The organism is Mediterraneibacter gnavus ATCC 29149 (assembly GCF_008121495.1).
Taxonomy (GTDB): Bacteria; Bacillota; Clostridia; order Lachnospirales; family Lachnospiraceae; genus Mediterraneibacter; species Mediterraneibacter gnavus.
Genome location: NZ_CP043051.1, coordinates 519,108 through 542,543 on the forward strand (window position 1 = coordinate 519,108; position 23,436 = coordinate 542,543).

Annotated in this window: 23 protein-coding genes and 1 tRNA gene; 3 read left to right on the plus strand and 21 right to left on the minus strand. The window is 42.8% G+C overall.

Annotated elements, in window-relative coordinates; genetic code table 11:
- Window position 1 precedes the first annotated feature (1 nt).
- The 10 genes from FXV78_RS02595 to glf all read right to left on the minus strand — a co-directional run bounded on the left by FXV78_RS02595 (window position 2) and on the right by glf (window position 8,779).
- Window positions 2–1,810, minus strand: a complete 1,809-nt coding sequence (locus tag FXV78_RS02595; protein WP_004843535.1) for a glucose PTS transporter subunit IIA — start codon at window positions 1,808–1,810, stop codon at window positions 2–4.
- Entirely contained in the window at window positions 1,794–2,666 is an 873-nt protein-coding gene (licT, locus tag FXV78_RS02600; protein WP_004843536.1) for a BglG family transcription antiterminator LicT, read from the minus strand. The genes FXV78_RS02595 and licT overlap by 17 nt, the downstream gene beginning before the upstream one ends.
- A 229-nt stretch (window positions 2,667–2,895) precedes the next feature.
- On the minus strand, window positions 2,896–3,375 hold the full coding sequence (locus FXV78_RS02605) for a metallophosphoesterase family protein (protein WP_004843537.1): 480 nt from the start codon (window positions 3,373–3,375) through the stop codon (window positions 2,896–2,898).
- A 12-nt stretch (window positions 3,376–3,387) separates the two neighbouring features.
- The gene (locus tag FXV78_RS02610) at window positions 3,388–3,996 is read right to left on the minus strand and encodes an XTP/dITP diphosphatase (RefSeq protein ID WP_004843538.1); all 609 of its coding nucleotides are present in this window, start codon (window positions 3,994–3,996) and stop codon (window positions 3,388–3,390) included.
- A gap of 11 nt (window positions 3,997–4,007) precedes the next feature.
- Window positions 4,008–5,156 (minus strand): THUMP domain-containing class I SAM-dependent RNA methyltransferase, encoded by a 1,149-nt coding sequence (locus FXV78_RS02615; protein WP_039959859.1) that lies wholly within the window; start codon window positions 5,154–5,156, stop codon window positions 4,008–4,010.
- Window positions 5,157–5,321: 165 nt separating this feature from the next.
- On the minus strand, window positions 5,322–5,516 hold the full coding sequence (locus tag FXV78_RS02620; protein ID WP_009244939.1) for a hypothetical protein: 195 nt from the start codon (window positions 5,514–5,516) through the stop codon (window positions 5,322–5,324).
- A 213-nt stretch (window positions 5,517–5,729) separates the two neighbouring features.
- Window positions 5,730–6,185, minus strand: a complete 456-nt coding sequence (locus tag FXV78_RS02625) for a DUF1700 domain-containing protein (protein ID WP_004843542.1) — start codon at window positions 6,183–6,185, stop codon at window positions 5,730–5,732.
- Window positions 6,186–6,470: 285 nt separating this feature from the next.
- A complete protein-coding gene (locus FXV78_RS02630; protein ID WP_226970752.1) occupies window positions 6,471–7,088 on the minus strand; it encodes a hypothetical protein in 618 nt (205 codons plus the stop codon).
- 177 nt (window positions 7,089–7,265) lie between these two features.
- The gene (locus tag FXV78_RS02635; protein WP_004843544.1) at window positions 7,266–7,664 is read right to left on the minus strand and encodes a GtrA family protein; all 399 of its coding nucleotides are present in this window, start codon (window positions 7,662–7,664) and stop codon (window positions 7,266–7,268) included.
- Between the two features lie 14 nt (window positions 7,665–7,678).
- Window positions 7,679–8,779, minus strand: coding sequence for a UDP-galactopyranose mutase (glf, locus tag FXV78_RS02640; RefSeq protein WP_004843545.1), 1,101 nt, complete (start codon window positions 8,777–8,779; stop codon window positions 7,679–7,681).
- Window positions 8,780–8,960: 181 nt separating this feature from the next.
- Here glf and FXV78_RS02645 point away from each other — a divergent pair.
- The 3 genes from FXV78_RS02645 (at window position 8,961) to FXV78_RS02655 (ending at window position 12,564) form a co-directional block, all read left to right on the plus strand.
- A tRNA-Arg gene (locus tag FXV78_RS02645) sits at window positions 8,961–9,034 on the plus strand.
- A gap of 165 nt (window positions 9,035–9,199) precedes the next feature.
- Window positions 9,200–11,491, plus strand: coding sequence for a ribonucleoside-diphosphate reductase subunit alpha (locus FXV78_RS02650; protein ID WP_004843546.1), 2,292 nt, complete (start codon window positions 9,200–9,202; stop codon window positions 11,489–11,491).
- Window positions 11,492–11,520: 29 nt separating this feature from the next.
- Window positions 11,521–12,564, plus strand: coding sequence for a ribonucleotide-diphosphate reductase subunit beta (locus FXV78_RS02655; RefSeq protein ID WP_004843547.1), 1,044 nt, complete (start codon window positions 11,521–11,523; stop codon window positions 12,562–12,564).
- Window positions 12,565–12,612: 48 nt separating this feature from the next.
- On the opposite strand, the gene trpS is transcribed toward FXV78_RS02655, so the two are convergent.
- From trpS to FXV78_RS02710, 11 genes are all read right to left on the minus strand, one after another.
- Window positions 12,613–13,701, minus strand: a complete 1,089-nt coding sequence (gene trpS, locus FXV78_RS02660) for a tryptophan--tRNA ligase (RefSeq protein ID WP_004843548.1) — start codon at window positions 13,699–13,701, stop codon at window positions 12,613–12,615.
- A gap of 82 nt (window positions 13,702–13,783) precedes the next feature.
- Window positions 13,784–14,596, minus strand: a complete 813-nt coding sequence (locus FXV78_RS02665) for a hypothetical protein (RefSeq protein ID WP_004843549.1) — start codon at window positions 14,594–14,596, stop codon at window positions 13,784–13,786.
- Window positions 14,571–15,473 (minus strand): hypothetical protein, encoded by a 903-nt coding sequence (locus FXV78_RS02670; protein ID WP_131588783.1) that lies wholly within the window; start codon window positions 15,471–15,473, stop codon window positions 14,571–14,573. The genes FXV78_RS02665 and FXV78_RS02670 overlap by 26 nt, the downstream gene beginning before the upstream one ends.
- Before the next feature lie 98 nt (window positions 15,474–15,571).
- Entirely contained in the window at window positions 15,572–16,975 is a 1,404-nt protein-coding gene (locus FXV78_RS02675) for a hypothetical protein (protein ID WP_004843551.1), read from the minus strand.
- 4 nt (window positions 16,976–16,979) lie between these two features.
- Window positions 16,980–18,359 (minus strand): DUF1266 domain-containing protein, encoded by a 1,380-nt coding sequence (locus tag FXV78_RS02680; RefSeq protein WP_101871984.1) that lies wholly within the window; start codon window positions 18,357–18,359, stop codon window positions 16,980–16,982.
- Between the two features lie 65 nt (window positions 18,360–18,424).
- Window positions 18,425–19,372, minus strand: a complete 948-nt coding sequence (locus FXV78_RS02685) for a sensor histidine kinase (RefSeq protein ID WP_004843553.1) — start codon at window positions 19,370–19,372, stop codon at window positions 18,425–18,427.
- A gap of 2 nt (window positions 19,373–19,374) precedes the next feature.
- Window positions 19,375–20,238, minus strand: coding sequence for a sialate O-acetylesterase (locus tag FXV78_RS02690; RefSeq protein ID WP_004843554.1), 864 nt, complete (start codon window positions 20,236–20,238; stop codon window positions 19,375–19,377).
- Between the two features lie 79 nt (window positions 20,239–20,317).
- A complete protein-coding gene (locus FXV78_RS02695; protein WP_004843555.1) occupies window positions 20,318–20,797 on the minus strand; it encodes a peptide deformylase in 480 nt (159 codons plus the stop codon).
- A gap of 15 nt (window positions 20,798–20,812) precedes the next feature.
- The gene (locus FXV78_RS02700) at window positions 20,813–21,613 is read right to left on the minus strand and encodes an ABC transporter permease (RefSeq protein ID WP_039959866.1); all 801 of its coding nucleotides are present in this window, start codon (window positions 21,611–21,613) and stop codon (window positions 20,813–20,815) included.
- Complete coding sequence (locus FXV78_RS02705) at window positions 21,607–22,533, minus strand: ABC transporter ATP-binding protein (protein WP_004843557.1); 927 nt, start codon at window positions 22,531–22,533, stop codon at window positions 21,607–21,609. Before FXV78_RS02705 ends, FXV78_RS02700 begins: the two co-directional genes overlap by 7 nt.
- A 96-nt stretch (window positions 22,534–22,629) precedes the next feature.
- Window positions 22,630–23,328, minus strand: a complete 699-nt coding sequence (locus FXV78_RS02710; RefSeq protein WP_039959868.1) for a response regulator transcription factor — start codon at window positions 23,326–23,328, stop codon at window positions 22,630–22,632.
- Between the last annotated feature and the right edge of the window lie 108 nt (window positions 23,329–23,436).

Genomic DNA, 23,436 nt, shown 5'->3' on the forward strand with positions numbered 1-23,436 from the left:
TTTAAACATTGGTTTTCTTTTTCAGCCTGAAAATTTCTTCTCCTTTCTTATAATTTCTGTATGTCGGCTCTCCTGACATTTCATACATCTCCATATTAGTCACAACCATCGGTATCTCACAGTTATAGCCTTGCGCTTCTATCTCTTTTTTATCGAACTCAGCTAAAATCTGGCCTGCTTTCACTTCATCCTTCTCTTTCACATGCACAGTAAAATATTTTCCATTCAGAGCCACCGTATTATTTCCCATATGGATCAAAATCTCGCTTCCGTCTGTGCTTTCTATCCCAATTGCATGTTTCGTCGGAAACACGGTTTGTATAATCCCATCACACGGTGCATAGACTTTTCCATCATCAGAATGTAACAGTACACCATCTCCTAATGCCTTGCTTGCAAACACTGTATCCTCAGCATTCTCCAATTGTTCCACAGACCCATTGACCGACATCACAATTATTTCTTCACTTTCCACGGCTTTTTCTTGTCTGTATAACAGCATCTCTATCAACCATGTAAATCCAAACGGCAATACTGCCATCAGCAATACTCCCACCAGCTTTACATCTCCTGTTTGAAAAAATCCAAAAAGACCCGTTATTCCCATTCCTGCATATGCATGCATTGAAATTCCAAAAAATCCTGCTGTCGCACCCCCAAGCGCGCCTCCGGCACAACACAGTGCAAACCGCTTTTTATCAGGTTTGATCAGTGCATACATCGCCGGTTCTGTTGCTCCCATGATCGCAGAAACTGCACCCGCTTTGGCTGTCTGTTTTTCTCCACTATTTCTGGATCTCATAAATACCGCAAATGCAACTCCGCTGACAGCAAAGGATGCACTATAAGAAAGTGCTAACAATGGACTGCTGTTTCCTGCAAGAACATCAGCAAATGCCAATACGGTAATAATTCCATGTATCCCGACAGATACCAGAACCTGCCACAATCCACCTATCAAAACTCCCATCAAAACAGGCGAGAATCCACACAATGCCATAATTCCTCTGTGAAGCCATTCTGCCATCCAGTTTCCAAACGGACCTGCCACCAGAATGCCGAATGGAAATGCCACCAAAAGCGTCAAAAGCGGAATCACAAGATTTTTCCTTGTTTCCGACATCCGTTTTTCCAGGAAACGATAAATCAGTGACGCAATTAATACCGAAAATATAATTGGTAAAAAAGTCGATGTATAGTGGACTGTATTGTTCATTCCCAATATACTGATCTCAAGTCCCTGTATTTTGGGATAACACATGGCCGCTGCCAGCCACACACCAACAAAAGGTTCGATTTTACAATATTTTGCCAGATTATACCCCAACACCAAAGGCAGAAAATATAAAAGGCCATCTCCCAATGCATACATTACCGTATAAACAGTTGTATCTGCTGATAATCCCAGCATAACACATACAGCAAGTATTCCTTTGATCATTCCACTTGCTCCGAGCAGATACAGCGTAGGGCCAATTCCCGCCATCACGGTCAGAAGTGCTGTTTCCAACCCGCTTTTTTTCTCCGGCTTTTCACAAGTATTCTCTTTTGCAGTATCCAGCCCCGCCTGGATGCATACTTCTTTGTATACTTCCCCTACATGCTGCCCGATAACTACCATATATTCACTCAACGCCTGGACTACTGTAATCACACCATCTGTTGCTTCCAGCCCCTTTGTATCTGCCTTTTCAACATCTTTCAATTGAAATCTGAGACGTGTCACACAATGTCTCAAACTGATAATATTTTCCTTTCCTCCTACTTTTTTCACAATTTCCTGTGCCAGTTTTTCATATTTCCGCCTCATTTTCGTTCTTTTTTCCTTTCATTCCTTTTTCTGTTACCCGTTCAATGTGAATTGTCAAATATAACTTTTCTTCCCCGGAAAGACCACAGTGATATTCTTCCTGTATAAACTTTGCAATTCGCTCTACACACTGGTACGATTGATCATATTTATCTCTGACCATGGTAAACAGTTCACTTTCTTCCTCATCATATGTCGTTTTTGTCACCAGCCTCTGTGCCAGAAATTTTAAATGTGTTACAAAGCGGTAATAATATACTGACTCATTTTCAAATTCCATCCGATAATATCTTTTGACAATCGTCTCAATTTCTCCGATAAGCTTTGTAATTTCCAAAACTTTTGTCATATCACTTCCATCTGCAGATGCATTGACGATATGAAGCGCTATAAAAGCTGCCTCATCCTGCAACAAAGATACATTCAATTTTTTCTGAATCATTCCCAATGCTTTTTCACCCAGATGAAATTCTTCCGGGTAAAACCGCTGAATATCCCACATCATGGCATTTCTCACCTGTATCCCTTTTTCGCTCCTCTGGACTGCCATATAAATGTGGTCTATAAGAGAAATATAAAGTGTGTCGCTGATTTTCTTTCCAAGCTCCAGTTTTATCATCCCTACAACATCATCTGCAACCTTAAAATATTCCACCGGAATCTCTTCCCATAATTCCTGAAAATATTCTAATTCTTTTCTCCCGCGAAGCGTAAACACCTTATTGATTGCGGAAACATCTACAAACTCACCAACTTTTTTCTTAAACGCAATTCCTTTTCCACACACGATTTCTTCTTGTCCCTTTTTATTTTTCACAATTACAACATTGTTGTTTAAAATCCTTTGAATTATCACGACTCTCGCCCACTCCTAAAACACCATTACTTACATACAGACAAAAAGAGACCTATTTACCCCGTTGTACAAGAAATCTGCTCTCATAGCAACAATGTAAATAGGTCTAGCTTGTAAAACAATTACCACCCTAAGTTTTAAATCATTATACCATATTTTCACAAAATGTCAACATGTAAACAAAATATATATCCGCATTTTCGCCAACACTTCTTTGTTTTTCTATTTTTTACAAGAAATGTTGCACAAATTCATATTTTTCTTCTCCATCTGTCTCCAGAATCATGTAACTGCTCTTTCTTCCTTCCTGCCTCGGAAAAGACAGACTTCCCGGATTTAACACAGTAATCCCGTCTCTTTCTTCAAAATACGGGCGATGGGTGTGACCGAACATAATAATGTCCGCATTTCTTGCAGCCCCTTCCTCCCGAATCTGCTCTGTCTCCATTGAAACATAATAACTGTGTCCATGAGTAATAAACACTTTCTTCTTTCCGATCCAGAACTCTTCTTCCGCCGGAAGATAGGAGAAAAAGTCATTATTTCCTCTTATCATATGTTTTTCACATTCTACAACAGCCTCAATATAATCTTCTCCGCCTTCTACATCTCCCAGATGGATAAACATGTCGATCTCTCCGGCCTCTTTCAGCGCCCTGTCAAGACTTGTATGTCTTCCATGAGTATCACTGACGATCAATACTCTCATAAAATACGCCCTCTATTCTTCTCTCTCTTTTACTTCCATAATCGCACGCATGGCACGAAGTGCACGTCCCCTGTGACTGAGTTCATTTTTCTGTACCGGGTCCATCTCTGCTGTTGTGCAGCCATACTCTGGAACATAGAAAATCGGATCGTATCCGAATCCATGTTCTCCTGCAATCTCATATCCGATCATTCCTTCGATCGTACCACGAACAGTTTCTACTGTACCATCCGGAAATGCCGCCGCAATGGCACAGACAAACCTTGCGGTACGCTTTTCATCCGGCACTCCTTTAAGCCTGTCCAGAAGCATCTGATTCTTGATATCATAGGAAGTATCAACTCCCGCATATCTGGCCGAATAAATTCCCGGCTCCTTATTCAGATAATCAATCTCAAGCCCGGAATCATCTGCCAGAATAATATCATCCGGCAAGTACTTTGCGATTGCCTTTGCCTTAATCTGTGCGTTTTCCTCAAATGTGGTTCCATCCTCTACGATATCAATATCAATTCCAGCTTCTTTCATAGAATAGATCGGCATTCCCAGATCAGCCAGGATCATATGGATCTCTTTCATCTTATTCTGATTTCCGGTTGCAAAAATAATTCTCTTTTCCATCTGTTATTCCTCTATTTCTTTGCTTTTGGCGGTCTCGGTCCCATAAACTGGTAAAAATATGTCTTCAGCATTCCATTGTAGATTTTTCTGTTTTTGTCTGCTTTTCTTCCAAAATAGCGCTCTGCATCTTCATAGCTTGTGATCATATACGCTGACCATGAATCCAGAATACGGAAACTTTCTCCAAAATCAGAGTATAACTTCGGAAGTTCCTTTTTCTCCTCAAGACGCTCTCCATACGGCGGATTTGTGATGATAAAACCGTATTTCTTCGGATGGCGCAGATCCTGCACGGCTCTCTGCTGAAAATGGATCATATGATCCACGCCTGCATCTTCTGCATTCTTTCTCGCCGCTCTTACCACGTCCGGATCAATATCATATCCCTGGATGTCTACTTCCACGTCGTCCTGTATCAGGTCATTCGCCTCATTGACAGCGTCATACCATTCTTTCTTTGGAATCAGATTGGTCCATTCCTCGGCAGTAAAAGAACGATTCATACCCGGCGCAATGTTTGCTGCCATCATCGCCGCTTCAATCGGAAATGTTCCGCTTCCACAGAACGGATCCACCAGGATACGATCTTTCTTCCATGGCGTCAGCATGATCAGTGCCGCCGCCAGTGTCTCTGTGATCGGCGCTTTGCTTGACAGCTGCCGGTATCCTCTCTTATGAAGTGAAACCCCGGATGTATCAATCCCTACCGTGACAATATCTTTCATAAGAAACACTCTCACCGGGTAGGATGCTCCACTTTCCTCAAACCAGGAAATATGGTAGCAGCTCTTCAACCGCTCCACCATCGCTTTCTTCATGATTGACTGAATATCCGATGGACTGAACAGCTTGCTTTTTACCGATGCAGCCTTCGTCACCCAGAACTTTCCATCTCGCGGGATATAATGCTCCCAGGGGATCTGCTTGGTCTTTTCAAACAATTCATCAAATGTAACCGCCTTAAATGATCCTGCCTTGATCAAAATACGCTCTGCTGTCCGCAAAAATACATTCGCTCTGCATACGGCTTCTGCATCTCCATAAAAAGTAACACGTCCGTCTTCCACCTGGGAGATTTCATATCCCAGATCCAGAATTTCTCTTTTGAGCACCGCTTCGAGTCCAAAATGACACGGTGCTATCAATTCAAATCTTTCCATATATTCCTCCATATGTATCCGAATACACGCATTGCGTGTGTCAAATATCTGTACTCATATTACTATAATTCACACGTATAGTAAAGAAGAGGATACGATTCTGCTGCTGTCTGCACACTAAAATCGTATCCTCTTTTTTTCACTTACATGAGTCCCGCTCTGATATTATCTGGCGTTATTCATGTTTTCGCTGGAATTCGTGCCGTTTCTATGGCAGTTTTTCGATGTTGTCTTATTTGTATTTCTGCTGTTTTTACTGTTTCTGTTCTGTTCATCTGCATATGATGAATATCCGTTTTCTGATGCATTGTTGTTTGCCATGTTTCTGTTGTTTTCTTTATTGCTGTAGTTCTTAGCCATGAGTATTCCTCCTGAAAAATTTATTTGGTACACTCATAGTATCTCTGCATCTTTCAATTTTATTCGGAATTTTTGTATTTTTGCTTGCATTTTCCAATTTCTTATATTATACTTGTGCTTGTAGAAAGTAGTCTTTCTACAACCCCTTATTAATTATTTATACTCCCCTCAAAAGACCGATGGCTCCCCCATCGGTCTTTTACTTTATCTCTATCAACGTTTTCCCTTGAAAAACTGCACGATCAGACACACGATCAGAATTGGAACAAGAACCGGGAGCAGAAGTCTGATGAGCCCCGTGATCACAGAAATAACCAGAACAATTCCAAGGATCACAGCCAGAATGATCAGCGCGATCTTCCACCACGGAAATCTCAATTCCTGAAAATGCATGTCCTGTCTGCCGGTCTCTTCTCCGTAAGCACCATAATCGCTGCCGCCCGCTTCATTTACAATCGAATCATCCGTACCATCCTGCGCATCTGAGATCGTCCTTGCCAGAATCCACGGATCTCCGAGCATCTCCAACACCTGAGCTTCGGATTTGCCACTTCGCACTTCTCCTTCTATATAATTACGATAATACTCTATATTCTCTAAAACAGCCTGAGCACTCAGTTTTCCGCTCAACGCTGTGCGCAGCTCTTCCAGAAATTCTTTCTGTGACATCTCTTATCCTCCCTTTCCTTTCACATCTGTCATTTTGTCCATTATATCAAGTTCTCTTTCCCCTTACAACCGCGACTTTGCTGTTCATAATTTGTTCATTTATCATTCAAAATTCTTTCATTTTATTAACATTGTTTCTTCATTTCTCCTGACTATACTATAAATATCAAATGAAGATAAAACATTTGATAGCAAAAGATGCCGCATAGTAGTGATACTATTCGAATAAACTTTTTCATAATACTCGCCAGGGACCGTGACAACGGTCACCTGGCATCCTCCCTGTTATAGGGCTTTTTTTATTTTACGGAAACAGGATTTCCGCCTGTCGCCTCTTGGCAGTTCCCGCAGGATCTGATCAAATTCCCGGTATGTTTTCTTTCCATTTTCCCCTGTACATTTTTGGATCACCAATGACATCATAAACTCCTCCTTCCAGGTAAGCGGCGGAACCACACTCGTATATGCCAGCATAAACTGAAACAATTTGCCGAGACCATACAAGTCTATTCCGACTGCCATGCCGCTTCGTTTCTTTCCTGCTGGCATCACGAAATGCGCGCGGACAGCCGGTATCTGCATTTTCTTCATCACAAATCCGTTGCCGGGTACACTCAGATCCAGTAAAAGCAGCTTCTCCTCCCGCGTTACGATCACACTGTACGGGCTCAAATACCGGTAACACTGCATCCCTTTACTTCGATGATAACAATCCAGCTGAGTACACAGCATCCGAAACCATTGAAATAAAAGCTTTTTTGGTATCTTTTTCTCCGTCTGAAGACGTCCAATTAAAGTTTGCCCTCTCACATAGTCCATGGCAGGCCTGCATTTTCCTCCATGTTCAATAAAACGAACTACATCATATCCTTTCTCGTCTTTCACTCCTTCTCCTCTCTGCATCCTTGCTCTCTTTTTAACTACTGTTCTGTGAAAAATAGATTCGACCGAATCTGTATCTGATGACAGAAAACTTCCTGCCGTCATATGAATTAAAGAATATAAAAAGTAATTGTATCTTACTCGATTTCCATAAAAAATGCAAGCACTTTTCTGTGCCTGCATCATGTGTTTCTGTCTCTATTTTTCCAGAAACAGTTTTCTCGTAATAAAATTATATACCATTACAATTGCTGTTACCCCGATCTTTGCGATCATGTAGAACATTCTAAAAATATCGACTGCGATCCACATCACGAGCTGGTTGATTCCTAGTCCGATCACACTAAGTATGATGAAAATGACAAACTCTGCTCTCTTGCTTCTGTCCTCCGCCACATCAAATACCCAGTGTACACTCAAAATATAATTGTAAATAACCGAAACCGAAAATGAAATTCCGCTGGAAATCAGATAATTGATTCCGATCATCTCTGTCAGAAAGATCATCACTCCATAGTCAATGACGAATGCACTTCCGCCTACAAATGCAAAACGGATGATCTGACGCATCAGATTTTTTTTCTTGTTTTCTTCCATCTTCTCACCCTTTTCTATTCCATTGTTTCCAGTCGATTCAGTGCTGCTTCGATCACTTTATCCATATCGTAATACTTATAATCGCCGAGACGACCTCCAAAAATGACATTTCCTTCCGCTTTTGCCAGCTCCTGATATTTTTCGAACAATCTGGTATTCTTTTCATCATTTACCGGATAGTACGGTTCCATCCCCACTTTCCACTCAGAAGAGTATTCTCTGGAAATTACGGTTTTCTCCTGCTGTCCGAATTCAAAATGCTTGTGCTCGATAATTCTTGTGTACGGAACTTCCCGCTCTGTATAATTGACCACTGCATTTCCCTGATAGTTATCACAGTCTAATACTTCTGTTTCAAATCTCACCGAACGATACTCAAGTGCTCCCAGCCGATACTCAAAATACTCGTCGATCATTCCTGTAAAAATAATCTTTTCTGCAATATCCGCCTGTTCTTTTCGGAATTCAAAGAAATCAACACCTGTTCTGACTTCCACCCCCTCTAACATCTTCTCGATGATTCCATTATAACCGCCGATCGGAATTCCCTGATAGCGGTCATTGAAATAATTGTTGTCATAAGTAAAACGGAACGGAAGCCGTTTGATAATAAATGCCGGGAGTTCTTTGCAGTCACGTCCCCACTGCTTTTCTGTATACCCTTTGATCAATTTTTCATAAACATCACGACCGCCCAGAGACAATGCCTGTTCTTCCAGATTCTTTGGCTCTGTAATCTGACATTCTGCCACCTGTTTTGCAATCATTTCTTTCGCTTCCCCGGGTGTACGGATTCCCCACATTTTGCTGAATGTATTCATATTAAACGGGAGATTGTATAATTCATCCTTGTATACAGCAATCGGAGAATTGATATAGTTGTTAAACTCGGCAAACTGATTGATATACTCCCACACTTTTTGATTGGAAGTATGGAAGATATGGGCACCATATTTGTGTACATGGATTCCTTCGATCTCCTCACAGTAAATATTTCCAGCGATGTGGTCTCTTCTGTCGATCACAAGACAGTGTTTCCCTTTTTTATGCAGCTCATGTGCCATCACTGCTCCATATAATCCGGCTCCTACGATTAAATAATCATACTGATACATCTTTTGTCCTCCATAGTTTCTAAGGCAGAATTCTGCCTCATACAATCTGGATTATTATAGCACCTTCTTACGTCTCTGTACATATCTCAAAATTTTTTAAATTTTTTCAAAAAAGTTGTTGACAAATCGATTGCTTCAGGTTATACTTAATTTCGTTGTGAACGACATTTGTTCTTAACGGGTGCGATTAGCTCAGCTGGATAGAGCGTCTGGCTACGGACCAGAAGGTCGGGAGTTCGAATCTTCTATCGCACGCTAACCTCTGCAGGATATCTGCAGAGGTTTTTTGTGTTCTCAATTATTTTTCTCACTGATCACTTTTTTCAAATCCGGACTAGAATTATCCAATATCTTGTGTTATAATTTCCAAATCCACTATATTTTGTATTTTTACAACTTAAAACGAAAAGGAGACACTACATGCAAACGACCGATCCTACAGGAATTTTTAATAGAAATAAACTCTCAGAGGAGTTTTCAAACGTTCTTCCTGATGAAGCCCGTTTAAAACTGGATGCGATTTTGCTTGAGATCCAGACTGATTTCCCTGAAATCTGCTACTCTTTGGAGTATCTGAATACAAAATTTCGCAGTTTTCTCACACCGCAGAGTACCTGCGGGCAGAAGCTTGAAAGTCTGTTTCAGGCCGCAGCAGAACTTACCACCGCAGAAGCTCCGAAATGGGAGTTTATTGCTGCAAGACTATTATATTTTCAATTCAGTTTTCACTTAAAACAGGAAGAAACACGCAGAGAACTTTCTGATTTTTACAAAAAACTCGTATATCTGACCCGGCAGAATCTGTACGGTTCCTACATTCTGGAGCATTACTCCCGGGAAGAGCTGTTACTTGCCGAAACTTATTTAAAAGCGGAACGCAACAATTTATTTACTTTTTCCGGACTCGATCTGCTCCTGAAACGCTACGTCATCCGCACACATGACCATATTCCACTGGAATCTCCACAGGAGATGTTTCTCGGAATCGCACTGCATCTGGCCATGAATGAAAGAAACGATCGGATGCTCTGGGTAAAAAAATTCTATGATATGCTGAGTCGTCTGGAAGTGACTATGGCTACACCGACACTTTCCAATGCACGTAAGCCATATCATCAGCTCTCCAGCTGCTTCATCGATACCGTGCCAGACAGTCTGGAAGGGATTTACCGAAGTATCGATAATTTTGCCCAGGTCAGCAAATTCGGCGGCGGTATGGGAATGTATTTCGGAAAAGTACGGGCAAGCGGAAGTAATATCCGCGGATTCGAAGGTGCCGCAGGCGGTGTGATCCGCTGGATCCGTCTGGTCAATGACACGGCTGTTGCCGTAGACCAGCTCGGTATGCGTCAGGGTGCGGTTGCCGTCTATCTGGATGTATGGCACCGGGATCTCCCGGAATTTCTACAGCTCCGTACGAACAACGGAGATGACCGCATGAAAGCGCATGACGTATTTCCGGCAGTCTGCTATCCGGATTTATTCTGGAAAATGGCAAAAGAAGATATGGATCAAAACTGGTACTTAATGTGTCCGCATGAGATTTTTCAGGCAAAGGGATACCATCTGGAAGACTACTTTGGAGAAGAATGGGAACGCCGCTATCTGGATTGTGTACAGGATGCCCGTATTTCCAAACGGACAGTCACACTCAAAGATATCATCCGCCTGGTTCTTCGGTCTGCTGCCGAAACCGGAACTCCGTTTACATTTAACAGAGATACGGTCAACCGCATGAATCCGAACGGACATGCCGGAATGATCTACTGCTCCAACCTCTGTACCGAGATTGCCCAGAATATGCAGGCAATTGAAGAAGTAAGCAAAGAAGTACAGACCACAGACGGAGACACCGTCGTTGTCACTGTGACCAGACCCGGAGAATTCGTGGTGTGCAATCTCGCCAGTCTCTCCCTCGGTCATCTTCCGGTTACGGATACCTCTTATATGGAAGAGATTGTTTCTACCGCTGTCCGCGCACTGGACAATGTGATTGATCTGAACTTCTATCCCACTCCGTATGCAAAGCTGACCAATCAAAAATACCGAAGCATCGGACTTGGCGTCAGCGGCTACCACCACATGCTGGCAAAGCACGGAATTATCTGGGAAAGTGAAGAACATCTGAAATTTGCTGACACTGTATTTGAGACGATCAATTATGCGGCAATTCTTGCAAGTACCAATCTCGCCGAGGAAAAGGAAAGTTATTCTCTTTTTAATGGAAGTGACTGGCAAAGCGGCGCCTACTTTGAAAAAAGAGACTATCATTCAGAAAAATGGCTTGCCCTGCAAAAAAAGGTTGCCACACAGGGCATGAGAAATGCGTATCTGCTCGCCGTTGCACCTACCAGCAGCACCAGTATCATCTCCGGGACGACTGCCGGACTAGATCCTATCCTGAAACGTTATTTTCTGGAAGAGAAAAAAGGCAGTATGCTCCCACGAGTCGCACCGGAATTGTCACCGGCTACTTACTGGTATTACAAAAACGCCCATCTGATCGATCAGACTTACAGCATTCGTGCCTGCGGAGTGCGCCAAAGGCACATTGACCAGGCGCAAAGCATGAACATCTACATCACCAATGATTTCACCATGCGTCAGATTTTCAACCTGTATTTGAAAGCATGGGAAGAAGGTGTAAAAACCATTTACTATGTACGAAGCAAATCTCTGGAAGTAGAAGAATGCGAAAGCTGCTCTTCCTGATCTGAATAAGAAAAACAAGGAGAATTTTTATGTCTGAATTAAAGAAAAAGCCTCTGTTCAATCCCGGCGGCGACACGGATATCCGTCTCCGCCGCATGATCGGCGGCAATACAACCAACTTAAATGATTTCAACAATCTGCGCTACACCTGGGTGAACAACTGGTACCGGCAGGCCATGAATAATTTCTGGATTCCGGAGGAGATCAACCTGTCCCAGGATATCAAGGATTATCCGAATCTGACTGAGAACGAACGCACTGCATACAACAAGATCTTAAGCTTTCTTGTGTTTCTGGATTCCATCCAGACTGCAAACCTCCCGTGCATCGGTGAATACATTACCGCAAACGAGATTAATCTCTGTCTCTCGATCCAGACATTTCAGGAATGTGTACACAGCCAGAGTTACAGTTATATGCTGGACTCCATCTGCAGTCCAGTAGAACGAAACGATATTCTCTACCAGTGGAAGAACGATGCGCATTTACTAAGAAGAAACACCTTTATCGGAGATTTGTACAATGAATTTCAGGAGAAAAAAGACGATTTCACCTTGCTGAAAGTTATGATGGCAAACTATATTCTGGAAGGGATTTACTTCTACAGCGGATTTATGTTTTTCTACAACCTAAGCCGAAACGGGAAAATGCCAGGCTCCGCTCAGGAAATTCGCTATATCAACCGGGATGAGAACACGCATCTCTGGCTGTTCCGCAATATGATCCTGGAAATGAAGAAAGAACTGCCGGAGTTATTTACACCGGAGCATATCGAAATATTAAAGGAAATGTTAAAAGAAGGGGTTCGTCAGGAAATCGCCTGGGGGCATTATGTGATCGGGAATCAGATTGCCGGACTGACAAAAGAAATGATCACGGAATATATCCAGTATCTCGGAAATCTGCGGTTCACAAATCTGGGGTTTGATCCGATCTATCCGGATCAAACACAGGAACCGGACAGTATGCGCTGGGTGAGCCAGTATTCCAATGCCAACATGGTAAAAACTGACTTCTTTGAAGCCAAAAGTACCGCCTATGCAAAAAGTACCGCACTGATCGACGATCTGTAAAAAAGATACCGGGAACCTCCTGTTTTCACAGGATTCCCGGTATCTTTTCTATTCTTCTCTGAACTTTTCAGCCTGTGCTGCAATCAGTTCCTGATCGTTAAAATAGTTAATCTTCATGGATGCTTTCACTTCCTGAAGTGTCTTCTCTGCAACAGCTTCAGCCTTTTCGCTTCCTTTTTTCAGAATCTCATATACATATGGAATATCCTTCTGATATTCTTTTCTGAGGTTTCTGATCGGCTCCAGTTCTGCCTGCAGTACGTTATTCAGGAAACGTTTTACTTTCATGTCTCCAAGACCGCCTCTTGTATAATGATCTTTTAATTCCTGCAGATTTGCATAGTCCGGCAGGAATTCTGCAAAATACTCTGGTCTGCAGAATGCATCCAGATAAGTAAATACTGTATTGCCTTCCAGCTTTCCAGGATCTGACACTTTGATGTGTGTCGGGTCTGTAAACATGCCGAATACTTTTTTCTGGATCTCATCCGGCTCCTCTGAAAGATAGATACAGTTTCCGAGTGATTTACTCATCTTCGCTTTTCCGTCTGTTCCCGGAAGACGCAGACATGCCTGATTTTCAGGAAGAAGGATCTCCGGCTCTACCAGTGTATCTCCATAAACAGAGTTGAACTTTCTTACAATCTCTTTTGTCTGCTCCAGCATCGGAAGCTGATCCTCTCCTACCGGAACTACGTTCGCCTTAAATGCAGTGATATCTGCTGCCTGGCTGATCGGATAAGTAAAGAATCCGACCGGAATACTTGCCTCAAAATTCCGCATCTGAATCTCAGATTTTACCGTAGGGTTTCTCTGAAGCCTGGAAACTGTCACCAGATTCATATAATAAAATGAAAGCTCACACAGCTGTGGAATCTGTGACTGGATAAACAGTGTACACTTTTGGGGATCCAGTCCGCATGCCAGATAGTCCAGCGCCACCTCAATAATATTCTGACGTACCTTTTCCGGATTGTCCGCATTGTCTGTCAGTGCCTGTGCATCTGCGATCATCACGAACATCTCATCAAAATCTCCTGTATTCTGCAGCTCTACTCTGCGCTTTAAAGAACCTACATAGTGTCCCACATGGAGTCTTCCCGTAGGTCTGTCACCTGTCAGCATAATCTTTCCCATAATTAGATACGCTCCTTTATTACATTTTTCTCATAGTCTGCATCCATTATAACACCATTGCAGAGACTTTGCCAGCGAAGATTCAAAGGCCATCCATTCCCGGGAAATTCTCCAGAAATTTTCCAAACTTTTCCGCCGCAAACGTATCTTTCGCTGTCTCATCCAATTTTTCCATTTGAATATATTTTCGTGCCATCTTTTCCACCTCCGGCAAATAGTCTGCCCGTACGGTCTGAAGAAACTCAAAATTGCCCCGCTCTTTCTCTGCATGATCAAAGCGGCTTACATAGACTTCTGCAACCCTTTGCAGCAGGGCTCGAATATTAGACTCCTCAATTTCTCCTGCCAGCTCCTGCAGTTCTTCTGCCTGCTGTTTTCCCAAAAGAAATGCCTCCTGCTCTTCCAGAGATACCCCGACTGCTCTGTACACATTCTGTTTTTGATTCCACTGACTCCATGCTTTCTGATACGATGCTTTCACCTCTTCGCCAAACAGAATCATGCCTTCCTGCACATCCAGAACCGCTCCCGTAAGCAAGTGCTTTTTCAACATCTGTTTCGTGCTTCGAAGCGCAGAACTTGGAGAACATCGTCCTTCCCGGGCAATTTCTTCAATCTCTACATATTCCCTTCCGGCACAGATACTTTTAAAAAGCTGATATCTGCGATATCGTCTGAAATCCCGGGGCCCTCTGTAGATCAGGAACACACCAAGCAGAAAGCAGAACACACCAAATACAAGTGGAATCATCTTGTCGCGCATCGTACCGAGCATATAAATCTTATCCCCTACCTGATACATATATTCCAGACCGACCATCATTCCATTTACGATCACCAGAAGAACTCCCAGAATCATACCGAGAATATCAAGAATTTTTCTTTTTCTGCTCATCCGTTCCTGCTCCTTTCCTGCTGTTTTGAGCCATCAATACTTCCAAAACCGTAATATCCTGGAAAATATTGATTTCCATCTTATCACACATCCGAATTGCAATCTGTTCAAATGCTTCCGCAAGCTCCCTCACTCCCTGTGGGATATCTTGTTTCAGACTCTCCATATTTTCCCCGAAATTTTCATACCCAAGAAGCTGCTCATACTCTCTTGCAAACTTTTCAGCCGTAGGAAGATAATAATTCAAAAACATGCTCATCTCCTGCAAATTTGCCGGATTATGACTACATACGGAAATCAGCTTTTTCACGCCGCACTCCAGCTTGTGCAGATCTTCCAGAAATACTTCCTTTCCTTCTCTTTTCGCAGAAATGACTGCCACAGACTCCTGAATCCTGGAAAGACAGCTCTGTGCACGCTCCACGATCTTTCGTTTTTCTTCGTCAAATCCCAGTTCTTCCCATTCTTTCTTCTCCTGCTCCAACGTCTCAAGCACCTGCAGATATTCCTTGTATTTTTGATCCGTTGTGATCAAACACGGGAACTCCTGATTCACATGCCCCTGCAACAAATAATTGTGTTGAATCATCATCTCCAGTTCACTGCGGATTTTCGTCTTTGATGTATGAAACTTTTCTGCAAGTTCCTCAAGAGCCACGATCTCACGATCTCCGATAAACTTTTTAAACCGGTAAAACCGGATCACACGCACAATCTTACGAACTCCCCATATCAGCAAAATCAGACACAAAATCGCCAGACATACATCTTTTGCCGTAAAAACCATCTGCGTCCGTGCAAGTTCCGGAAGTTCTTCGTTCTGAAACTCCTGCATCAGCAGAATATCCATCCATACCAGAAGGATTTTATATGCCATCCCCAAACCTCCCAGCAAGATCAGTAAAACTCCGGATATCCTTCCAGGCACTCTTTTATTATATTTTTCCATTTTCGCTCCTCCGCCTGCACTCTCCATTACCTGGTCAAAATGGAATACAGCTTATCCCCATAATTTTTCGTTCCGTATCCATCTGTATCGCCAAATACCATAAACCCATCTTCCATTTGATAGGTGGCTCTTGCAGTACGGTTCGGCGGATATAGATTCTGTTCTTTCGCCTGACACACTGCCCAGTCCAGATTATCCCATCCGATGACAGAGATCTCCTGATCCGGATACAGCTTCTCTGCATCAATTGCCAAGGCATAAGAAATCGGATATTCCTGTGTACTGTAATTCTCGTTTCTATGGAACAGCAAGGTCTGATCAAACTCCCATCCCGAGAGCTCTTTTTCTGCCAAATCACGGACTTCCTCTGGAGGTTTTGTTGTTTTACAGGTATACCCTGTCATGCGTCTTCTCCCATTGGTTGAGAATACATACACACCTTCTGCTGCCTTTTCCGCTTTCGGTTCAAACACCTGATCATAAGATAAGCTCAGAAGTGTATATGCCGGACTGAAAAATGTCTCCCCTTTTCCATACTCCATCCATGTCGTCGGAAAAATCGAATAAGACTCCTTTTCCGTCACTGCCTGTTTCATCTCCAGAAATACCCTTTGAAACAAAACAGCAGATGCAATATCGATCTGATATTTCTCTTCTATCGCTTTTAGCCCTGTTTCAAACTGTTCTCGGTAATCTACATTTGGATTTTGAATCCGTTCACGCATGGTCGGTACGGCAGAATCTCCAAAATACAGTGCAAAAGCCCCATTAATCCGAAGTTCTCCCAATTTTTCTATATCAGGCAAAGCTTGACGCACCTTCACCTCTTCTGTAAAAAACTGCTTCAGATTTCCTTCATATTCTGTCATGTATGCCCCTGCAGCCACCCATGGACAATAGTAATAAGGCTCACTCAGCTCCACACTCGAATACTGCATCGTGTCACAGCACACCTGATCAATTCCAGTCTTCTCAGCAGCTTCCTGCATCAGATCTTCTGAAATCTCCTCCCACTGAAAAGTATCCAGATACACAACTTTCTCTTTCGACAAATACAGCATATAGATCACCTTGCCCGGATCCTCCTCTGATTCGGCCCGAAACCCCAGATAAGATCGGAGATTGGATGGATCCCAGGGAGAGACGGATAACTCTCCGGAACTGCACACCTCTTCTCCATATTTTTCATTCACATACTGTGACATCCTGACTGCCGCCAGTCTGAAATCATACTGATCCGCTGCGCGCTTCAATTTTCCATAATCACTTCTATAAAATCGTACCATAGAAATCCCGCCTGCAAGAAATACCAATGCAAGCAGTCCACTTATACCGGCAATCCATATGCGCCGCTTTTTCTTTCTCTGTTTCTGTATTTTCTGCCGCTCAATCTCCCGCCTCAGAAAATACAATTCCCACTGTGTATTCATAGGCTCACCACCTAAAATCAGAAAACAGTTCTTTTATCAGGGCTTCCTCATTCATGCCAAGCATCAGCTCATATCCCGGAGATGCCACATCGCTGATATAGCATTTTACCAGATATTTTCCCCCTACTTCTGCCACTGCCTGATAGGAAATCTGCTGTGTTCCGCCTTCCGTCACCTCTTTTTCAGCAAGATAAAAAACGGTGAGGTCTTCCTTGACGGAAAGTGACTTGATTTCCCCTGCTTCATAAGTACCGCCCTTCTTTTCTGCATTTTCCTTCTCTTGTGCATTTCCTTCTGTCCAATATTTTTTTTGCAATTCTGCATTGTTCCTGTCATCCAGAAATTCTGCCTGATAACTGATATAGATGCTGTCTCCATCCCCACATGGTTTGGTAAATTTGGTATTTTCATACTCTTCATAATCTTCTTTGTCAAACACATATTCTTCCGGAAGACGTACCTGAACACTTTCTGTATCTGTACATCGGATGGGAACATATCCATCTGACATTTCATACGCTTTGCGTTCTTCTTTCCGTTTCTCCCCATCTTTCCAGGTATTCTCCAATTTGGTATCATACGCAACCGAATATGGACTGTTTTCCATTTCTACTAATTCCGCATAGGCCTGAATTCGAAACTTCGTTTCTACATCGTCCGCTGTTTCATTCTGCCAGAACGCATATCCATATATATAGCTGTCTGCCAGTTCTTCCCAGCTCGTAAATGCACTCTGAAGCTTTTTTGCGATCGGAAGAGACAGATCCAGACATTCTTCCAGATTGATATAATCTGCAAGATAACAGTCCCCCAGCACTTGAAGCGCTCTGCTGTAATCCCAGCCATCCATTCCATGCTCTCCATATTGCGTGTACATCTCATGAGCATCCTGATATCGCGCAAATTCCTCGTCATCCTCGGAAAAATTTGTCATAGCCTCTTCTGTGGAAAGCTCCAGCAAGCCTTTCTTCTCCAATTTTTTCACCGTTTTTAAATAGGTTTCCCTGTGACCTTTTATAAGCAGCTTATTGATGACTTCTGTCACATCGTCTCTGCCATTGATTCCCCAGCCCTCTGAAAGTGTCAGTTTGATTCTGTCCTGCGAAGATTCCTTTTCCTGGTCTGATAATCCGCCTATCACACCCAGAGTCTTATGATTATATTGCGTATATACGGCATACGCTGCACAAATCCACTCTACCGTATCGCTGTTGATCTCAGCCTGCACAAAAGGCGATGCCTGATACTCTCCTTTGAGTTCGACAGTTTCTGCCGATTGGCTGTTTTCAGATGCTCCACATCCTGTCAGCATGGACATCCCCATTGTCACTGCAAGCACTACTGAAAGAATCCGTTTTCTTTTTTTCTTTTTTTCCTCTCGCATTGCATATACCTCCGACATGTTTTTCTTTCATTATAATCGAAAATATTGCAATACTCTATTTATTTTTATTCCTTTTGCATAAATTTTTCTACTTTTTTCATTTCTAATGTAAAACGCAGTTTTGGTATGATCTCTCCTTTCCCACCTCCAGGCTCTCTGATCAGTTCTGCAGTCAATTTTGCTTCCATTGCTTCTGCCAGCTGCTTTGCTACCGTAAGTCCCAGACCGGTTCCTTCCTGTGTTCTTGCCCGGTCTTTCCTGTAAAATCGTTCAAACAAATGCTCCACATCTGCCTCTGTCACATTGAAGGCATCATTTTCAAAACAGATCCACACCTGCTGCTTTTGCTCTCTTACAAACACATGCAAAAAACTTTGTGCATATCGTCCTGCATTCTGAATCAAATTTAAAAAAATACGCTCCAACGCCGATGCATCCCCTAACACTTCTATGATATGCTCCGGAATCTCCGCCTCCAGCTCCAACGCGCGTTTTTCTAAAATATGATAACTATCCATCAGTGATTCCCTAAGAATCCTTCCTACATCTGTTTCCTTGATCTCCACTTCATAATCTCTGGCACTAAGTCGGGACAAATCATAGAAATCTGTCACCAGTCTTTGCATGGTCTTTGCTTTCCGCTCGATCGTCTCCACCATCTCCATGTCCGTCTCCTTTTGTCCCTTCATCAGCTTTAAATATCCCAATATCACAGTCAACGGGGTACGCAGATCATGACTGATATTCTCAATCTCTGACTGAAATGCCCGCTCTCGCTTTTCATACTCCTGACGCTCTGTTCGAATCTGTTCCAATGCCTGATTGACAGATTGCGCCATATTTTCCAGCTCTTTATCCGGCATCGCCATGTGAAGGATCTGATTCTGCTGTATATCTTTCAGAATATCCTGAAACTCCCGATTTGCCTCTTTCATTGCTTTTTTTAATAAGAAAAAACGAGTGGCAAAGTAAACTGCGATCACGATTGCAACGCTAAATAATACCCATAGCACATCTATTCCTCCATCGCTTCTGAACTTACTGTGATCACTCTCATTCGTTCGCCAAATTCCTCATCTGTCATTTTCCCCGCTGCAAATTCTGCCATTGCCAGATACATTTTTTCCCTTTTTGTATGTGGTCCGCTGATGCATCGCTCCAACAATTCCATCTCATTTTCTATCGGCTTTAGCACATGCTCTCTTTTAACAAATGCTTCATAATAGCGCACACCAAATCTTCTCTGCGAAACCGCATCCATATGAATTCCATCCGGATTGGGAGTCAGACCTTCTGCAGTCACAAAGCAGCTATTCTCCTGTTCTCTCGCAAACTTTAACAACTGTTCATTCACAAGTTCATATTCTGTACAATTCAGACCAAATCCGTTCTTTCCTAAAAAATCCCCTAATCCACCAATAATCAAAGGAACTTCGAATGCGTTTAATTCTTTTCGGAGTGACTCAATAATCACCTGTAATTTTTTATAATACGTCTGATAACCACCTCCGTAACTGTCACTTTCGCCCTGATGCCACAAGATACCGATCAGTTCACTGTCCTGCATCGCAAATCCAGCCTGTATCACTGCATTCTTGAACAGATTTTTGTCCACTGCCCAATCATCCAGTGAACTTCCCCCTTCCGCACATGGAATCAGCCCGATCTGTTCTCCCTCATGCTCCATACACCACATCGCAGCAAAGGAACCCGCAAGCCCGATTCCTGCATTCGGACGGTCATAGTTGATGGGTTCCGCCATCATCTGCCATCCTGCATTGCGAAGCATTAGGATTCTTTCATTACAGATCATCGGTACTTCATTTATAAATCCTCTTCCTGCCATATTTGACTGACCGATCATTAAAATAGATTTCATGATTTTCTCTTTCCCTCCTTCGTAAATATCTGATGTAATTTGATCTCTCTCATCCCTTTCTCGCTCAAATTAGAATTGTCTATTGTTTTATCACAAAAGACTTGTTATCAATTGCCCGCATTGTGGCCAGGATACCATCCAAATGATCGTACTCATGCTGAATCAGTTCAGACATATCGTCTTCCAGATACATTTCCTGTTCTTTCCAGTTCTCGTCCAGATAGTGTAAAATACAGCGGCGATAGCGTCTGACCCGAACCAGAAGATTTGGAAATGACATACAATCATCCATCAGCTCCATCATTTCATTACCCACAAATTCTAACCGGGGATTGATAATGACATAAGGCTGATCTGTCAAAATACAAATCAGCCGCTTCTGTACCCCAATCTGTGGTGCCGCAATTGCCCGTCCAAACCCATAATCTCGTCGGATACCTCTGATACAATCAAACATATCCGTAAAAACAGAGCGCAGTTCTTCTAATTCCTCACGTTTCACCTCCTCTGAAATCTCATACAATCTGGGATTGCCAAGCAATAAAATATCTCGTTCCATGTTTTCATTCTCCTTTTATACCTCTTTTTTCCGCAGCATTACAATTCCTGCCACTATCGCAAGCACTGTTCCCACGATTCCCACAATCACACATTTTGTCATTCCCTGGGAAGTCTTCCACAGCACTTCACAATGAGACATATTGACCTTGGCTCCAAACTGAAACAGATTCGCAGGCAGAAGCTGTGCAAAATCCCACAAAAATTCTATGCCCCATTGTCCCAGTAAAACCATTCCAGCCAACAGTAACACTCTCGGTATCGCATATACAATTACTGCCCACAGCATTGCTGCCATCACCTCATTTTTGAAATATGCCAGAAGTGCGATCCCCAGGATCATAGATGCAACTGCTGTTCCATACACTGCCGGAATCTCGGTTAAAATAATTTTCAGGCTTGTCGGTCCCGTATGCTCTAACAAGAACCATGCACTTCCTATATAGGCAGTCAATACCAGCGCCATTATAACCGTTGCCGTCAAAACTGCAGTTATGCATTTCCCCAAAAACAGCTTTTCTCTGGAAATCCCAAACGCCACTGCATTTTTCATATTTCCGTTTTTATGTTCCTCCTCATACAAAACTGCTGCAACAATCAGCCCTGCATAAGTAAAAAGCATCGGACTTCCTGCCAGAAAACTGAATGAAAAAGAAGTAATATCATAGGGAAAATCCTGCGTTGTACTACTGGCCACACCTGTCACATACAAAATAATATGAAACAACACCGGCAATACTGCCATAATTCCTGTCATCACATAAGTCGAGCGGCTGTGCATCACTCTGTAGCATTCACTTTTTATATAATTTAACATCCCTGATTCCCCCCCTTCTTCAGATTCATGTAATACGCTTCCAAAGATGCCTGTTTTCTGGTCAGCTCCCGGATAAAAATTCCATGTTCTGCTGCAAGCCTGCTGTAGACTTCAATATCCTGTTTTGGATTTACAATACGGATTTTCCCATCCGAAAGTACTTTGTATCCTTCTCCTGATAACTGTTCTTCCAGAAATACGGCATACTGCTGCACGTCTGACACTGTAATCTCCACAGAATCCGTACATCGTTCATGCAGGGTTTCCGCAGTGATCTGTTCCAGTAATCTTCCCTTACTTAAAAAGCCATATACCGTTGCCAGCTGCTGCAGTTCTGTCAGAATATGACTGGAAAGCAGAATCGTGATCTTCTTTTCTTCGTTCAGACGCTTTAAAAGCTGTCTGAATTCTACAATCCCACTGGGGTCCAGTCCGTTGATCGGTTCATCTAAGATCAACAGCTCCGGCTCTCCGAGCATCGCCATCGCCAGTCCCAGTCTTTGTTTCATTCCCATGGAAAGAGTCTTGCACCGGCACTTTCTTTTTTCCCAGATGCCCGTCATGCGAAGCATCTCTTCTACTTTTTCTTTTCCCGGAACTCCCTTCTGGATCCGATAATATTCCATATTATTTTCCACTGTCAGGTTTCCGAAAAAGCCCGGCTGTTCGATCATCACTCCACTGCGCCGTCTCGCCCTTTGCAGTTCCTTCTCTCCCTGTTCTCCCAACAGCCTGATCTCTCCTGTGGATGCCGCACTATGCCCTGCCAGAAGCTTCAAAAGTGTTGACTTTCCGGCTCCGTTATCCCCGATCAGCCCGTAAATATCTCCTCGCTTTACGCAGATATCCACATGATCGAGTGCCAGGACTTTTCCATATGTCTTTGTAATCTGTGTTGTTTCTATGACTCGTTCTCTCAACTTTCCTTCTCCTTTTTGTGTTTCTCTGTTTCCATTCGTAGTATACCGTTTTCTGTTTTAAGGAGTCCTCAAGAAAGTTTAAAGAAACTATAAAGATTACTCCAGCTTAAACCCGATTCCCCAGACTGTTTTAATATAAGATTCTTCTTTGTCTGCCTTCTGGATCTTTTTGCGCAGATTGCTGACATGCACATTGACCGTATTGTCTTCCCCATAGTACCCGCCTTTCCAGACCTGCTCATAGAGATGTTCTCTGGAATATACCTTCTGTGGATTCTGGATCAGCAAATACAAAATATCATATTCATGCATGGTCAGTGGAAGCTCAATGCCTGATACTTCAACTTTTCGGGATTGTGGATATAAGCTCAGATTTTTGTATCGGAAAACCTCCTGTTCTGCTTCCATATTCTGTGCTTCTTTTGTATAACGCCGCATGGCAGCTTCTACTCTTGCAATTACTTCCTCTGGATCAAATGGTTTTGTAATATAATCATCAGCGCCAAGCCTAAGAAGCTTCACCTTGTCCTGCACTGACACTTTCGCTGATAAGATCAGCACGGGCATCTCTTTTTTCTGTTTCTGTCGGATCTGATCCAACACCGCTTCTCCTGTCATCCCCGGAAGCATCAGATCCAACAGCACACAGTCCGGTAATTCCCGTTCCATACAAAACAATGCCTCTGTTCCGGAAAATACCTGTCTCACCTGATATCCTGCCCCTTCCATAATTTTGACCAGCAGACCACTGATATCCGCATCATCCTCTACGATCAATATCTTCTGTCGTTCCATAAACTCCTCCATATTGTACACTTTTTCCACATTGTATCATTTTCGCAGTGTTCTTTCAATTTCTGTTTCTGCACAACAAAAAGAGCCATTGCTCCATTTCACAATGAC

Coding starts and splice junctions, on each gene's coding strand:
- FXV78_RS02595 (WP_004843535.1), bottom strand. CDS start 1,810: ATGAGGCGGAAATATGAAAAACTGGCACAGGAAATTGTGAAAAAAGTA.
- FXV78_RS02605 (WP_004843537.1), bottom strand. CDS start 3,375: ATGAGAGTATTGATCGTCAGTGATACTCATGGAAGACATACAAGTCTT.
- FXV78_RS02610 (WP_004843538.1), bottom strand. CDS start 3,996: ATGGAAAAGAGAATTATTTTTGCAACCGGAAATCAGAATAAGATGAAA.
- FXV78_RS02615 (WP_039959859.1), bottom strand. CDS start 5,156: ATGGAAAGATTTGAATTGATAGCACCGTGTCATTTTGGACTCGAAGCG.
- FXV78_RS02620 (WP_009244939.1), bottom strand. CDS start 5,516: ATGGCTAAGAACTACAGCAATAAAGAAAACAACAGAAACATGGCAAAC.
- FXV78_RS02625 (WP_004843542.1), bottom strand. CDS start 6,185: ATGTCACAGAAAGAATTTCTGGAAGAGCTGCGCACAGCGTTGAGCGGA.
- FXV78_RS02630 (WP_226970752.1), bottom strand. CDS start 7,088: ATGCAGAGAGGAGAAGGAGTGAAAGACGAGAAAGGATATGATGTAGTT.
- FXV78_RS02635 (WP_004843544.1), bottom strand. CDS start 7,664: ATGGAAGAAAACAAGAAAAAAAATCTGATGCGTCAGATCATCCGTTTT.
- glf (WP_004843545.1), bottom strand. CDS start 8,779: ATGTATCAGTATGATTATTTAATCGTAGGAGCCGGATTATATGGAGCA.
- FXV78_RS02650 (WP_004843546.1), top strand. CDS start 9,200: ATGCAAACGACCGATCCTACAGGAATTTTTAATAGAAATAAACTCTCA.
- FXV78_RS02655 (WP_004843547.1), top strand. CDS start 11,521: ATGTCTGAATTAAAGAAAAAGCCTCTGTTCAATCCCGGCGGCGACACG.
- trpS (WP_004843548.1), bottom strand. CDS start 13,701: ATGGGAAAGATTATGCTGACAGGTGACAGACCTACGGGAAGACTCCAT.
- FXV78_RS02665 (WP_004843549.1), bottom strand. CDS start 14,596: ATGAGCAGAAAAAGAAAAATTCTTGATATTCTCGGTATGATTCTGGGA.
- FXV78_RS02670 (WP_131588783.1), bottom strand. CDS start 15,473: ATGGCATATAAAATCCTTCTGGTATGGATGGATATTCTGCTGATGCAG.
- FXV78_RS02675 (WP_004843551.1), bottom strand. CDS start 16,975: ATGAATACACAGTGGGAATTGTATTTTCTGAGGCGGGAGATTGAGCGG.
- FXV78_RS02680 (WP_101871984.1), bottom strand. CDS start 18,359: ATGCGAGAGGAAAAAAAGAAAAAAAGAAAACGGATTCTTTCAGTAGTG.
- FXV78_RS02690 (WP_004843554.1), bottom strand. CDS start 20,238: ATGAAATCTATTTTAATGATCGGTCAGTCAAATATGGCAGGAAGAGGA.
- FXV78_RS02695 (WP_004843555.1), bottom strand. CDS start 20,797: ATGGAACGAGATATTTTATTGCTTGGCAATCCCAGATTGTATGAGATT.
- FXV78_RS02700 (WP_039959866.1), bottom strand. CDS start 21,613: ATGTTAAATTATATAAAAAGTGAATGCTACAGAGTGATGCACAGCCGC.
- FXV78_RS02710 (WP_039959868.1), bottom strand. CDS start 23,328: ATGGAACGACAGAAGATATTGATCGTAGAGGATGATGCGGATATCAGT.